At 61.6% G+C, this 14,450-nt stretch carries 11 protein-coding genes and 2 tRNA genes; 4 read left to right on the top strand and 9 right to left on the bottom strand.

Translation table 11 applies throughout. The features are described from left to right. Positions 1 to 202: 202 nt before the first annotated feature. The 7 genes from dnaB to rnr all read right to left on the bottom strand — a co-directional run bounded on the left by dnaB (position 203) and on the right by rnr (position 7,491). Positions 203 to 1,600 carry a replicative DNA helicase gene (gene dnaB / locus RGM2987_RS17950; protein ID WP_245143799.1) on the bottom strand — a complete coding sequence of 466 codons (1,398 nt, stop codon included), beginning with the start codon at positions 1,598 to 1,600 and terminating at the stop codon, positions 203 to 205. 127 nt (positions 1,601 to 1,727) lie between these two features. Beyond that, positions 1,728 to 2,174: a 50S ribosomal protein L9 gene (rplI, locus tag RGM2987_RS17945; protein WP_003186385.1), complete on the bottom strand. Its 447-nt coding sequence runs from the start codon at positions 2,172 to 2,174 to the stop codon at positions 1,728 to 1,730. Between the two features lie 18 nt (positions 2,175 to 2,192). Next, positions 2,193 to 3,083, bottom strand: coding sequence for a hypothetical protein (locus RGM2987_RS17940; protein ID WP_245143797.1), 891 nt, complete (start codon positions 3,081 to 3,083; stop codon positions 2,193 to 2,195). Positions 3,084 to 3,119: 36 nt separating this feature from the next. Beyond that, entirely contained in the window at positions 3,120 to 3,350 is a 231-nt protein-coding gene (gene rpsR / locus RGM2987_RS17935; protein WP_002551829.1) for a 30S ribosomal protein S18, read from the bottom strand. Between the two features lie 28 nt (positions 3,351 to 3,378). Further along, the gene (gene rpsF / locus RGM2987_RS17930) at positions 3,379 to 3,807 is read right to left on the bottom strand and encodes a 30S ribosomal protein S6 (protein ID WP_003186395.1); all 429 of its coding nucleotides are present in this window, start codon (positions 3,805 to 3,807) and stop codon (positions 3,379 to 3,381) included. 307 nt (positions 3,808 to 4,114) lie between these two features. After that, positions 4,115 to 4,876 carry a 23S rRNA (guanosine(2251)-2'-O)-methyltransferase RlmB gene (rlmB, locus tag RGM2987_RS17925; protein ID WP_245143795.1) on the bottom strand — a complete coding sequence of 254 codons (762 nt, stop codon included), beginning with the start codon at positions 4,874 to 4,876 and terminating at the stop codon, positions 4,115 to 4,117. Then, complete coding sequence (gene rnr, locus RGM2987_RS17920) at positions 4,873 to 7,491, bottom strand: ribonuclease R (protein WP_245143791.1); 2,619 nt, start codon at positions 7,489 to 7,491, stop codon at positions 4,873 to 4,875. Before rnr ends, rlmB begins: the two co-directional genes overlap by 4 nt. Positions 7,492 to 7,718: 227 nt before the next feature. On the opposite strand from rnr, the gene RGM2987_RS17915 reads away from it, so the two are divergent. From RGM2987_RS17915 to RGM2987_RS17900, 4 genes are all read left to right on the top strand, one after another. Next, positions 7,719 to 7,805: transfer RNA gene (locus RGM2987_RS17915), tRNA-Leu, on the top strand. A 177-nt stretch (positions 7,806 to 7,982) separates the two neighbouring features. After that, a tRNA-Leu gene (locus RGM2987_RS17910) sits at positions 7,983 to 8,069 on the top strand. A 322-nt stretch (positions 8,070 to 8,391) separates the two neighbouring features. Next, positions 8,392 to 9,402 carry an extracellular solute-binding protein gene (locus RGM2987_RS17905; RefSeq protein ID WP_245143789.1) on the top strand — a complete coding sequence of 337 codons (1,011 nt, stop codon included), beginning with the start codon at positions 8,392 to 8,394 and terminating at the stop codon, positions 9,400 to 9,402. After that, positions 9,402 to 10,967, top strand: coding sequence for an iron ABC transporter permease (locus tag RGM2987_RS17900; protein ID WP_245143787.1), 1,566 nt, complete (start codon positions 9,402 to 9,404; stop codon positions 10,965 to 10,967). The genes RGM2987_RS17905 and RGM2987_RS17900 overlap by 1 nt, the downstream gene beginning before the upstream one ends. Positions 10,968 to 11,070: 103 nt before the next feature. Here RGM2987_RS17900 and RGM2987_RS17895 read toward each other — a convergent pair whose 3' ends face one another. Both RGM2987_RS17895 and RGM2987_RS17890 read right to left on the bottom strand, forming a co-directional pair. Continuing rightward, positions 11,071 to 13,005 carry a methyl-accepting chemotaxis protein gene (locus RGM2987_RS17895; protein WP_245143785.1) on the bottom strand — a complete coding sequence of 645 codons (1,935 nt, stop codon included), beginning with the start codon at positions 13,003 to 13,005 and terminating at the stop codon, positions 11,071 to 11,073. A 150-nt stretch (positions 13,006 to 13,155) separates the two neighbouring features. Continuing rightward, on the bottom strand, positions 13,156 to 14,448 hold the full coding sequence (locus tag RGM2987_RS17890) for an adenylosuccinate synthase (RefSeq protein ID WP_245143783.1): 1,293 nt from the start codon (positions 14,446 to 14,448) through the stop codon (positions 13,156 to 13,158). Positions 14,449 to 14,450: the final 2 nt, after the last annotated feature.

Raw genomic sequence — 14,450 nt, 5'->3', positions numbered from 1 at the left:
GATGAAAAATCGCGGGCGCGGAATATAGCACAAAAAATGATCAAGTCCGACGGCTATGGTCGGAAATAGCGCATTCCCCTGTGGGAGCGGGCTTGCTCGCGAAGGCGGACGGACATCCAACATCGATGTCGACTGATCCACCGCTTTCGCGAGCAAGCCCGCTCCCACAAGGAGCATTGCAGTCCTTCAAAAAGAGAAGGTCTTATTCATCATCATCAAAGTTATAGCTGCCCGGCGCCAAGTTCTCGAACCGCGTGTACTTGCCGATGAACGCCAGGCGGATAAACCCGATCGGGCCGTTCCGCTGCTTGCCGATGATGATTTCGGCGATGCCCTTGTGCTCCGTTTCCGGGTGATACACCTCGTCGCGGTACACGAACATGATGACGTCGGCGTCCTGCTCGATCGCACCCGACTCACGCAAGTCGGAGTTCACCGGGCGTTTGTTGGGACGCTGCTCCAGGGAGCGGTTCAGCTGGGAGAGCGCCACCACCGGGCAATTGAATTCCTTGGCCAGGGCTTTGAGGGAACGGGAGATCTCGGAAATCTCGTTGGTCCGGTTGTCGCCGCTGGAACCGGGGATCTGCATTAATTGCAGGTAGTCGATCATGATCAAGCCGACCTCACCGTGCTCACGCACCAGGCGTCGGGTACGGGCGCGCATTTCCGACGGGCTGATGCCGGCCGTATCGTCGATGAACAGCTTGCGGTCGTTGAGCAGGTTGACCGCCGAGGTCAGGCGTGGCCAGTCGTCATCTTCCAGTTGGCCGGAACGGACCTTGGTCTGGTCGATACGCCCCAGGGAAGAGAGCATCCGCATGATCAGCGATTCGCCTGGCATCTCCAGGGAGTAGACCAGGACCGCCTTGTCGCTGCGCAGTACGGCGTTTTCCACCAGGTTCATCGCGAAGGTGGTCTTCCCCATGGACGGACGGCCGGCGACGATGATCAGGTCCGATGGCTGCAGGCCGCTGGTCTTCTCGTCGAGGTCGGTGTAGCCGGTCGACAGGCCTGTGATCGCGTCCGCGGTGTTGAACAGCGTATCGATACGGTCAATGGCCTTGGTCAGCAGTTCGTTGACGCCCACCGGGCCACCGGTCTTCGGCCGGGCCTCGGCGATCTGGAAGATCTGCCGTTCGGCTTCGTCGAGGATCTCCTCGGCGGTGCGGCCTTCGGGGTTGAATGCGCTGTCGGCGATTTCGGTGCTGATGCCGATCAGCTGGCGCAAGGTCGCCCGTTGCCGGACGATTTGCGCATAAGCCTTGATGTTGGCGACGGACGGCGTGTTTTTCGCCAGCTCACCGAGGTAACCAAGGCCGCCGACCTGGGACGTCTGGCCTTCCTTGTCCAACTGCTCGGCCAGGGTCACGACGTCGATCGGCATGTTCTGATCGGCCAACTTGGCGATCGCACGGAAAATCAGGCGATGGTCATGCCGGTAGAAATCGCCGTCGGACACTTGATCGAGCACGCGTTCCCAGGCGTTGTTGTCCAGCATCAGGCCACCGAGCACAGCCTGTTCGGCCTCGATGGAATGCGGCGGCACCTTCAGGGCAGCGGTTTGCAGATCGTATTGCTCGGGAGCGGTGATTTCGTTCATGGCCACTTGATTCTTGGGAAACGCAGGGGAAATCGGCATTGCAGAAAGACAAAGGGCACGACCTGTAAACAGGATCGTGCCCGATGTTACCGACTAGTACCCGAGGGTGCCAGCCGACAGGTGTTGCTTAGGCTGCTACCACGACAACGCGTACGGTGGCTTCAACTTCGGCGTGCAGGTGCACGGCTACGTCGAATTCGCCTACGTTGCGGATGGTGCCGTTCGGCAGACGAACTTCGCTTTTTGCCACTTCAACGCCGGAGGCGGTCAGTGCGTCAGCGATGTCGTGAGTACCGATCGAACCGAACAGCTTGCCTTCGTCGCCAGCGGTGGCAGTGATGGTCACTTCCAGCTCAGCCAGTTGGGCAGCGCGGCTTTCAGCCGATGCTTTACGGTCTGCGGCGGCTTTTTCCAGCTCAGCACGACGCTCTTCGAACGCAGCCAGGTTGGCAGCGGTCGCAGCGGTGGCTTTGCCGAAAGGCAGCAGGTAGTTACGACCGTAGCCGGCCTTAACGTTTACTTTGTCGCCCAGGTTGCCCAGGTTGGCGATTTTTTCCAGAAGGATCAGTTGCATGTGAAAATCCTCTAACTTTTAACCTTCACCGTTCGCGTTGTCGGCATCCTTGGATGCCATACGACCGCGAAAATCAATCAGGCTGTCAACGATGGCCAGGACCACGAGCAACGGACCGAGCAAGTGCATGAAAGGCAACAACGTCACGTACATCCCCACCAGCCAGAAAGCAGCCAGTCGTTTCTGCGCCACCAACCCGTGAACCAGGGCCAGGCCGGCGAAGACCAGCGGTACACTGCACAACGGCAACAGGATCAGTGCCTGCAACCCGAAAAACGGGGCCACAAACATGACGGCCAGCAGTGACAGCGCCACGCTCTTGGGGAATCGGATTGCGCGAAATTCGCGCCCGAAACCACCGGGGTTATACAACGACGCCTGCCAATAGCGCCCAAGAATCAGGCACAGCACGCTAAAGATCTGCAACGACGCCGCTATCGAAACGATCATCAGCGGAGTGGCCATGCTGGTGAAAAACGCCTTTTCGTCTGCCGAGAGAGTCTCGTAGACCCCACCCATCGCCAGCGGCAGGACGTTCTCGAACGTCTGCGCCAGTGATTCGATGATGGAACTGAACACAGTCCCCAGGCTCACCGCACACAACAACCCCACGGCCACGCTGCATAGCAGCACGCGGTTCCAGGTATGCCCGGCGCGCAGAATCAACGCCAGGCCGCTAGCCCCAAGCAACACCAGAAGTGTCGTCGGGTCTTTCAGGAAGTACCAGCTCACCAACGCTGACAACACCCCGATACCCAGGACGCTCAAGGCGTCCGAACCGCGCCGCAGGAGCACCAGGCTCCCGGCGGCGGCACTCAACCAGAACAACAGCGGCAATGCCGCGGATCCGGCCACAACCAGCGTGGCCTGCACGCGTCCCCGCATGATGAAGTCAGCTAAGGCGCGCATGCATTCGATCCCTTACTACTCGTCGACTGCCCGGTCTCAGCGGCCGTGGCTGTCGGTGTAGGCCAGCAGGGCCAGGAAGCGGGCGCGCTTGATAGCGGTGGCCAGCTGACGCTGATAACGAGCTTTGGTACCGGTGATGCGGCTTGGAACGATTTTGCCGGTCTCGGATACGTAGGCTTTCAGAGTGTTGAGATCTTTGTAGTCGATCTCTTTCACGTCTTCAGCGGTGAAGCGGCAGAATTTACGACGACGGAAGAAACGTGCCATGTGATTGGCTCCTTAAAAGGTCCGTGGATTACTCGTCAGCGTTATCGCTGTTGTCGCTGTCGCTATCGCTGTCATCGCCATCGGCGCTGTCAGAGTGCTCAGGACGGTCGCGACGCTCACGGCGCTCACTGCGGTTTTCTTCAGCCTTGAGCATCTCGGATTGGCCGGTAACGGCTTCTTCGCGACGGATGACCAGGTTACGGATCACTGCATCGTTGTAGCGGAAGTTGTCTTCCAGCTCGGCCAGGGCCTTGCCGGTGCACTCAACGTTCAGCATCACGTAGTGAGCCTTGTGAACATTGTTGATTGCGTAGGCCAGTTGACGACGGCCCCAGTCTTCCAGACGGTGGATTTTGCCGCCGTCTTCTTCGATCAGCTTGGTGTAACGCTCAACCATGCCGCCGACTTGCTCGCTTTGATCCGGGTGGACCAAAAAGATGATTTCGTAATGACGCATGAATGCTCCTTACGGGTTGTAGCCTGCCGCTCAAAAACGGTCAGACAAGGAGTGAATGACACTTATGGACTTGAGGACGCTAGACACATAAGTGCCTGCCATCACAGCAAGGGGCGCAATTGTAGAGAAGGGCCGAGGGCGGCGCAAGGAAATTGGTGATTATTTGAACAGTCACAATCCGCGCGCCAACACAAACCACTGTGGGAGCGGGCTTGCTCGCGAAAGCGGTCTGACAGTCAACACATCGGCTGAATGATAGTCCGCATTCGCGAGCAAGCCCGCTCCCACAGTTTGATTGGGCTTGGCCTTAAGGTTTCTTGGCAGCCGCCTTCGCCCCACGCTGGCGCAGCGCCTCGAACAGGCACACCCCGGTCGCGACCGAGACGTTGAGGCTGCTGACGCTGCCGGCCATCGGCAGCTTGACCAGGTAATCGCAATGCTCGCGAGTCAGGCGGCGCATGCCTTTGCCTTCGGCGCCCATGATCAGGATGGTCGGGCCGGTGAGGTCCTGGTCATAAATGTTGACCTCGGCCTCGCCCGCCGTGCCGACGATCCACAAGCCACGCTGCTGAAGTTTTTCCAGGGTGCGGGCCAGGTTGGTCACGGCCACCAGAGGGATGACTTCCGCAGCGCCGCAGGCGACTTTACGCACCACCGGCGTCAAGGTCGCCGACTTGTCCTTGGGCACGATCACCGCCAAGGCCCCGGCGGCGTCCGCCGAACGCAGGCAGGCGCCGAGGTTGTGGGGATCGGTCACGCCGTCCAGCACCAGCAGCAAGGGCGCGCCTTCGGTGCGGTCGAGCAACTCGTCAAGCATCGCCTCGCCCCAGACCTGGCTTGGGCTGACTTCAGCCACGACGCCCTGGTGGACGCCTTCGACCCAGGCATCCATCTCGCGCCGTTCCGCCTGGCCGATGGCCACGCGGTTTTCGTTGGCCAGTTCGACCAGGGTCTGGACCCGCGGCTCGCTGCGGCCTTCGGCCAACCAGATCTGCTTGACCCGCTTGGGGTGATGACGCAGCAACGCTTCCACGGCGTGCACACCGTAGATTTTTTCCAACTGACTCATGACTTGGCCTTGGGTTTACGCGCCCCGCCACTTTTGGCCGGGGCCGAGCCCGCTTTCGGCGGGCCTTTACGGTGTTTACTCGGTTTGCTGTGGGCACTGTCCGGGGCTGACCGCTCGGCCTTTGTCCCCGACGCGGCCTTGCCGCCTTTCTTGGCTTCCGCCAGCAACGCTTGTTTCATTTCACGGCTTTTGCGCACTTCGGCGTTTTTCGCCGCGGCATCGCTCGGACGATAGGCTTCGCCGGCTTTTTCCTTGGCCGGACCACGACGCCCGGACTTGGACGAAGCAGGCTCCGCAGCAGCCTTGGCCGCAGGTGCAGAAGTTTCGGTACCGCGCTTCTTGCGGCCGATTGGCGCGCTGATGGTTTTTTCCGCCATCTCGAAGTCGATCTTGCGCTCGTCCAGGTCGACGCGCATCACCCGCACTTCAACGGTATCGCCCAGACGGAAGCTGCGACCGGTGCGCTCGCCCGCCAGGCGGTGATGCACAGGGTCGAAGTGGTAGTAATCGCCCGGCAGCGCGGTGACATGCACCAGGCCTTCGACGTAGATATCGGTCAGCTCGACGAACAGGCCGAAACCGGTCACGGCCGTGATCACGCCCGGGAACGACTCACCCACGCGATCCTTCATGTATTCGCACTTGAGCCAGTTCACCACGTCGCGAGTCGCTTCGTCGGCACGCCGCTCGCTCATCGAGCACTGCTCGCCGAGTTGCTCCAGCGCCGCCTCGTCGTACGGATAGATCCGCGCCTTCGGAATGGTCATCGCACCGGCACGCTTGACGTGCGGGGTGTTCATCTTCGAATGGATCACGCTGCGGATCGCCCGGTGCGTGAGCAGGTCGGGGTAGCGGCGGATCGGCGAAGTGAAGTGGGTATAGGCTTCGTAATTCAGGCCGAAGTGGCCCTGATTGTCCGCGCTGTACACCGCCTGGCTCAACGAACGCAGCATGACGGTCTGGATCAGGTGGAAATCCGGACGGTCCTTGATGCTCGCCAGCAGGGCCTGGTAGTCCTTCGGCGACGGACCTTCCTTACCTTTATGCAAGGACAGGCCGAGCTCACCGAGGAATGCCCGCAGTTTTTCCAGGCGCTCCGGCGGCGGGCCGTCATGGACCCGGTACAACGCAGGAATCTCGTGCTTCTTCAGGAATTCGGCGGTAGCCACGTTGGCCGCCAGCATGCATTCCTCGATCAACTTGTGCGCGTCGTTACGCACGGTCGGACGGATTTCGGCGATCTTGCGCTCGGAACCGAAGATGATCCGTGTTTCCTGGGTCTCGAAATCAATCGCGCCACGGACATGACGAGCCGCCAGCAGCACCTTGTATAACGCATAGAGCTGCTTGAGATCCGGCAACACCTCGTTGTATTCACCGCGCAGTTTGCGCGATTCGGCCAGTTTCGGCGTCTCGAGCATCGCGCTGACCTTGTTGTAGGTCAGGCGGGCATGGGAGTGGATCACCGCTTCGTAGAAGCAGTAGTCGGTCATTTCGCCGGACTTGGAGATAGTCATCTCGCAAACCATGGCCAGGCGGTCGACATGGGGATTGAGCGAGCACAGGCCGTTGGACAACTCTTCAGGCAGCATCGGCACGACGCGCTCGGGGAAGTACACCGAGTTGCCACGCACCTGGGCCTCGGCGTCCAGCGCCGAACCGAGCTTCACGTAGCTGGAAACGTCGGCGATCGCCACGTACAGCTTCCAGCCACCGGAGAACAGGCGCAGCTTGCCCGGACGGGCTTCGCAATAGACGGCGTCGTCGAAGTCACGGGCGTCCTCGCCGTCGATAGTGACGAACGGCAGGTGACGCAGATCGATGCGCTTCTCTTTGTCCTTTTCCTCGACTTCCGGCTTGAGCTTGGCGGCCTCTTTGAGGACCGCTTCAGGCCATACGTGCGGGATGTCATAGGTGCGCAGGGCAACGTCGATCTCCATGCCCGGCGCCATATAGTTGCCGACCACTTCCACCACGTCACCTTGCGGCTGGAAGCGTGGGGTTGGCCAGTGGGTGATCTTCACCTCGACGAACTGACCGACCTTGGCGTTGGCATTGCGGCCCGGGGTCACCAGCACTTCCTGCTGGATCTTCGGATTGTCGGCGACGACAAAACCGATGCCACCTTCTTCGAAGTAACGGCCAACGATGGTTTCGTGGGCGCGGGACACCACTTCGACGATCACGCCTTCGCGACGACCACGTCGATCCAGGCCGGACACCCGGGCCAGGGCCCGGTCACCGTCGAACACCAGGCGCATCTGCGCCGGGCTCATGAACAGGTCGTCACTGCCGTCATCCGGGATCAGGAAGCCGAAACCGTCGCGGTGACCGGCGATGCGGCCCAGGATCAGGTCGAGCTTGTCCACCGGCGCATAGGTGCCACGGCGGGTGTAGATGAGCTGGGCGTCGCGTTCCATGGCACGCAGACGGCGGCGCAGGGCTTCGAGCTGGTCTTCGGTGGTCAGACCGAATTCTTCGACCAGTTGCTCGCGGCTAGCAGGCGAACCCCGATCGGCGAGATGCGCCAGGATCAGTTCGCGGCTAGGAATAGGGTTTTCATATTTTTCCGCTTCACGAGCGGCCTCGGGATCGAGGGACTGCCAATCGGCCATTAGAGAGTTTTCACCTTGTCTATATGCGGGTTAGTTTGGCATAGGCTTAATGAAACGGGAAATTTCAGGCGCCTGAATCCTCTTTCTGAAGCTCTTCGACCATCCTTTGAAGCCTGTGATCGCGCCGCTGGTGAAATTTCCAGGTTTTTTTGTCGGGAGGGGTTTACAGTTAAAAACACGCTCCGTATAGTGCGCGCCATCGACGACGTACACACGTTGCCGATACTGCCCAGATGGTGAAATTGGTAGACACGCCAGCTTCAGGTGCTGGTGACCGCAAGGTCGTGGAAGTTCGAGTCTTCTTCTGGGCACCAATTTCAAGCAGCAGGTTGTCGACCTGCCAGCTTAACGAAAACCCGCGAAAGCGGGTTTTTTCGTTTACGGCCCCGGCAATTTCGTTTTGGTAATTACTAAAACAAAAACAGGGGTTTACAGATCAAAATGCGCTCCGTATAGTGCGCCACATCGACAGCGGCAACGCTGAAGATGCTGCCCAGATGGTGAAATTGGTAGACACGCCAGCTTCAGGTGCTGGTGACCGCAAGGTCGTGGAAGTTCGAGTCTTCTTCTGGGCACCAATTCAAGCTTCAAGGTCAAGACCTTGAATCCTCACAGAAACCCGCGAAAGCGGGTTTTTGCGTTTCTGGGGTTTGCTTACCAGTATCTGTGGCGAGGGCGCTTGCTCCCGCTGGACCGGGCTGGCGCACCAGGACGAAGTCCTCCTTGCCTAGCTCGCCTGATGGGCCTTTAGCCTTTGGGGCTACTTCGTAGCCCAGCGGGAGCGAGCTCCCTCGCCACGGGACCCGCATCTCCCCCCCAGGACATCCAGACGCACATGAGAAACAATATCGTTTATCATTGTTACAAGTTTTTGCTACACGACAGTGAGGAACCCTGCGAATGATGTCTGGAACCACCCTGCGCCGCGCGCTCAACTGCACCCTGCTCGGCCTGGCCCTCGCAACACCCCTCGCCCATGCCGCCGACAAGGTGGAACTGACCCTCTACAACGGCCAGCACAAGGAAGTCGGCGACGCGCTGGCCAAGGCCTTCGAAGCCAAGACCGGCATCCACGTCAATGTGCGCAAAGGCAGCAGCAATCAACTGGCCAGCCAGGTGGTCGAAGAAGGCGAGCGCTCCCCCGCCGATGTGATCTACACCGAAGAGTCACCGCCCCTGAACAAACTTGGCGAACAAGGCCTGCTGGCGAAAATCGACGACGCCACCCTGAATGTGCTGCCCAAGGATTATGTCGCTGGCAATGGCACCTGGATGGGGGTGACCGCCCGCGTGCGCGTGGTGGCCTACAACCCGAAACGGGTCGACGAAAAAGACCTGCCCAAGACCGTCCTCGATTTTGCCCAGCCGCAATGGCAAGGCAAGGTCGGCTTCGTACCGACCAGCGGCGCATTCCAGGAACAGGCCGTTGCCATCATCAAACTGCATGGAATGGAAGCCGCCGAGGAATGGCTCACCGGGCTGCGCGCCTTCGGCAAGGTCTACAGCAACAACATGGTCGCTCTCAAGGCTGTGGAAAACGGCGAAGTGGCGGCTGTGCTGGTGAATAACTATTACTGGTTCGCCTTGCAGCGAGAGAAAGGCCAGCTCGCTTCCAAACTGCATTATTTCACCGGCGGCGATGCCGGCGGGCTGGTGACGGTGTCCAGCGCCGCGGCCTTGAAGTCCAGCAAACACCCCGAGCAAGCCCAGCAATTGCTTGCCTATATGGCCAGCGAAGAAGGCCAGCGGGTGATCACCCAGACGTCCGCCGAATACCCGCTGCACAAGGGCATGGTGTCGGATCGCGGCCTCAAGCCATTCAGTGAGCTGGAACCACCGAAAGTCACCCCGGCCGACCTGGGCAACGCCGAAGAAGCGTTGGAGCTGGAACGCGAAGTCGGCCTGAACTGATGGCGACATCGCTGAACGCTCCGTCCATGGCGGCTGGGTATCTGCCCCGACGCAAGCGCCCGCCCATCGGCCTGTTGTTGCCGGTGGCGTTGCTGGTGCTGCTGAGCGCGTTGCCCCTGCTCTACGTGGCAACAAAGGCCTGGCAAGCGGGCTGGGCCGAGGCCCTGCATCTGCTATGGCGACCGTATGTGTTCGGGTTGCTGCGCAACACCCTGGCGTTGATGCTCGGCGTCACACTGGCCTGCGGCGTCATCGGGCTGTCCCTGGCCTGGTTGCTGGAGCGCAGCAATCTACCCGGACGCCGGGTATGGGGGGTGATCCTCTGCCTGCCGTTCGCGGTGCCGGCGTTTGTCAGCAGTTTCACCTGGGTGTCCCTCAGCGCGCAGTTCGAAGGCCTGGGCGGGGCGATCCTGGTGATGAGCCTGTCGAAGTACCCGCTGATCTTTCTTCCGGTGGCAGCCACGTTGCGCAACCTGGACCCATCCCTGGAAGAATCCGCCCGCACCCTGGGGCAGAACCGCTGGGGCGTGTTCTTTCGGGTCACGCTTCCGCTGCTCTGGCCCTCGTTGCTGGCCGGCTCGTTGCTGATTGCATTGCACATGCTGGTGGAGTTCGGCGCACTGTCGATCATCGGCCTGCAAACCTTCACCACCGCCATCTACCAGCAGTTCGAGCTGGAATTCAGCAACGCCAACGCGGCCATGCTGTCGGCGGTCTTGCTGGTGCTGTGCCTGATTCTGCTCTGGCTGGAGTTGCGGGTGCGAGGCAAGGGGCGCCATGTGCGCACCGGCCAGGGCGCGGCGCGTCAGGCCGAACAAGTGCGACTGGGACCTTGGGCCCTTCTCGGCCAGGCGTACTGCCTGCTCCTGACGGTGATCGGCAGCGGTATTCCCTTGGGGATGCTGGTGTATTGGCTGCTGGTCGGCACTTCCGCCGCGTTCCCGATCGGCGAGATCAGCGAGGCGTTGCTGTCGTCGCTGGCGCTGTCACTTGGCGGCGCCGCGCTCTGCCTGGTACTGGCCGTGCCGGTGGGCCTGCTGGTGGTGCGCTACAAGGGCCGGCTGGCCGTGTGGGCCGAACGCCTGCCCTATCTGCTGCACGCGCTGCCGGGACTGGTGATCGCCCTGAGCCTGGTGTATTTCGCGCTGCACTATGTGCCGGCGCTGTACCAGACCTCAGGTTTGCTGCTGATCGCCTATGCACTGCTGTTCCTGCCGCTGGCCCAGGCCCCGGTGCGCACTGCCTTGAACAAAGCCGCACCGCAGCTGGAGGAGGCGGCCCGCACCTTGGGCGCGTCTTCGTTCAGTGCTTTTTGCCGGGTGACCCTGCCGATCATCTTCCCGGCGCTGGGCGCCGCGTTCGCGCTGGTGTTCCTGGATGCCATGAAGGAGCTGACCGCCACGCTGCTGCTGAGTCCAACCGGGCTCAACACGTTGGCGACGGCTGTCTGGGCTCATACCTCGAACGTGGAGTTCGCGGCCGCAGCGCCTTATGCGGCGCTGCTGATCGTGGTGTCGGGGTTGCCGGTTTATTTGCTGACGACGCGGATGTATCTGGACCGCTGAAATGGCTATCGCGAGCAGGCTCGCTCCCACATTGGCCCGAGTACACACTCGAGGACAGCTGTGGGAGCGAGCCTGCTCGCGATGAGGTCAGCCCGGGCAACGATCAAGCCCTGAACTGCCCCAGGCTCGCTTTCAACTGCGCCGCCAGGCCGTCCAGCACCTTGCCGCTGGCAGTGGTCTCGACCACGGCCTGGGCGGCTTTCTCAGCCTGGACGTGGATGGTTTCCACTCTTCCGCGCACCGCTTGCGCGCCCTGGGCCTGATGGGCTGCCGCCTGGGTCGCAAGACCGATGGCCGCGTGCACCTGCTCCACGGAGGTCTGCACCGATTGCTGCAAACGCGCGCTGTCACGCAGCACCAGCAAGCCCTCGTTGGCCTGGCGCCCGGCCTGGCCAATCGCCGCCACCGCTTCGCGAGCGCCTTGCTGCAACGCCACGATATGCGCCTGGATGTCGCCCGTGGAGCTTTGGGTCTTGCTCGCCAACGCCCGCACCTCATCGGCCACCACCGCAAAGCCACGCCCGGTTTCCCCGGCCCGCGCGGCTTCGATGGCCGCGTTCAAGGCCAGTAGGTTGGTCTGCTCGGCGATGCCGTGGATCACCGTCAATACCACTTCGATCTGCTCGCTCTGCTGCGCCAGCCGCTCGATAACTTTTGCCCCGGTGTCCACCTGTCCGGCCAGTGCCTCGATCAAACCGCTGACCTTGGCCGAGGTCCGGGTGTTTTCGTCGGTGGCCTGGCGAATCTCCACCACTTGTTGCAAGGCCGCCTGCATGGCCTGGCTTTCCGATTGCGCCTCATCGGCCATTTGCGACAGCGCACGCAGGCTCTCGGCCACCTCATCGCGCTGCATCCCGGCCGCGGCATCGGCGCCGGAGTTACGCAAAGTCATCGCGCCGATTTCCACACCGGTGCGCTGGGCGACATCGCCTGCCTCGCGCACGATGGGCTGCAACTTATCCACAAAGCGATTGACCGCCGAGGCCATGTCGCCGATTTCGTCCTTGCTGCTGATTTGCACGCGCTTGGTCAAGTCACCCTCGCCCGCCGCCAGATCATTCATCGCCGCGATCAACAGCTTCAGGCGGTTGACCACCCGGCGCCCCAGGACCACGGCCAACAGCAGCAACACACCAAAGCCCACCAGCGCCAGGCCCAGGCCGATGCGCCAGCGTAAGGTACTGGCAGCTTCCTGCACGGTGCTGGCGGTGTTGGTCTGCATCTGCGTGGCGGTGGCCTGCGCCGATTGCAGGCGGCCGCGCATGGCGGTGGCGCTGTCGGCCGCAGCCCCCTTGAGGCTGTCACCGACCAACTGGTCGCTGCTGGCAATCAGAGCCGCGAAGCGCTGGTCCAGCGCCTCCAGGTCGGTCTCCACGGACGCCGTGGAGACGCCCATCAAGACCTTGCCGATCTCCACGCCGTTGGGGTTGATCGAGGCTTCCAGGTAATACACCGATGGATCGCTCTTCGCCGCATCCAGCACTTTGTCCAACGCCCGCTCGCCCTTGCCCTTTTCCAGCAAGGCCTTGTTGATCGGGTTTTCCCGGTTCAGGTAGCGGGTCAGGTGCTCACCGGCAGCGTCGTCGTAAATGACGAACAGCACGTTGGGATTGCGCTGGGCGCGACGGGCGAACTCGGACAGCGTAGGGACGTCGTTGTCCCACATGGCGCGGGGTGCGACGGAGGCCAGGAGTTGCGCCATATCATTGGCGGAATCGCGCAAGTCCTTTTCCAGGGTGCCACGCAGCTGCGCCTGTTCATCCTTCAGACGGGCAGAAAGCCCGGCATTCAGGCGCTGACGGGTATTGGCGGACAGACTGTCCAGGCTTGAGGTGACTTCGCGCCCGGCCTGTTCCAGCTCAGCCGAGAGCTTCTGACTGTCAGCCCCCAGCCGCGAACCGAGGTCCGCCTCGAGGGCCGTGACCGTGCTTCGGGTCAGCGCGACAGCCACCAGCACCTGCACCAAAAGGGCGATACCAAGGGTAACGAACACCGGCCGCAGCAAACGGCTTTGTAACAATGAGAGAACAGCCGACACGGGAAATCCCTCTAGCAAACGCCATTAATTTGATGGCACTCGTCAAGAGGTGCCTGTAATGGACATTCACAGCAAGTGTCGTGCCGCCGGGCCGGCAGAAACGACAAAGGACCCAAACAAGGGTCCTTTGTTTTTTACATCAACGACTTATCAGCCGAACGGATGGCGCAGAACGATGGTTTCGTTGCGGTCCGGCCCCGTCGAAATAATGTCGATCGGCGCACCGACCAGCTCTTCGACGCGCTTGATGTAGTTGCGGGCCGCCACCGGCAGCTCTTCCAGGGTCTTGGCGCCCACGGTCGATTCAGCCCAGCCTGGCATCTGCTCGTACACCGGCTCCAGGCCGATGTAGCTGTCGGCGTCGGTCGGTGCGTCGATGACAGCGCCGTCCTGGTTCTTGTAGCCCACGCAGATGTTGATGGTTTCCAGACCGTCCAGCACGTCCAGCTTGGTCAGGCACAGGCCCGAGATGCTGTTGACGTCGATGGCGCGACGCAGGATGACGGCATCGAACCAGCCGCAACGACGGGCACGGCCGGTGGTGGCGCCGAACTCGTGGCCACGCTTGGCCAGGAATGCACCGACGTCGTCGAACAGCTCAGTCGGGAACGGGCCCGATCCGACGCGCGTGGTGTAGGCCTTGGTGATGCCCAGGATGTAGTCCAGGTACATCGGGCCGAAACCCGAACCAGTGGCGATGCCGCCGGCGGTGGTGTTGGAGCTGGTGACGTACGGGTAGGTCCCGTGGTCGATGTCCAGCAACGAACCCTGGGCACCTTCGAACATGATGTCCTTGCCGGCGCGACGCAGCTCGTGCAGCTCGGCGGTGACGTCGAGCATCATCGGCTTGAGCAGCTCGGCGTACTCCATGCACTCGTCCAGGGTTTTCTGGAAGTCGATGGCCGGTTCTTTGTAGTAATTGACCAGGACGAAGTTGTGGTAGTCCAGCAACTCACCCAGCTTGGCGGCGAAGCGCTCGCGGTGGAACAGGTCGCCGATGCGCAGGCCGCGACGGGCCACCTTGTCTTCGTAGGCCGGGCCGATGCCGCGACCGGTGGTGCCGATCTTCAGCTCGCCACGGGCCTTTTCACGGGCCTGGTCCAGCGCGACGTGATAGGACAGGATCAGCGGGCAGGACGGGCTGATACGCAGGCGCTCGCGCACCGGTACGCCTTTTTCTTCCAGCTTGATGATTTCCCGCAGCAAGGCGTCGGGAGCCACCACCACACCGTTGCCGATCAGGCACTGGACGCCTTCGCGCAGTACGCCGGACGGAATCAGGTGCAGGACGGTTTTTTCACCGTCGATCACCAGCGTGTGGCCTGCGTTGTGGCCACCCTGGTAGCGCACTACGGCGGCAGCATGTTCGGTCAGCAGATCAACGATCTTGCCTTTGCCCTCATCACCCCACTGGGTGCCCAGGACTACGACATTCTTACCCATAA

The sequence above is a fragment of the Pseudomonas sp. RGM2987 genome (genome assembly GCF_022952855.1).
Classification (GTDB): Bacteria; Pseudomonadota; Gammaproteobacteria; order Pseudomonadales; family Pseudomonadaceae; genus Aquipseudomonas.
Note: the sequence above shows the minus strand (reverse complement) of the source record. Positions and strands in the feature narration are given on the sequence as shown.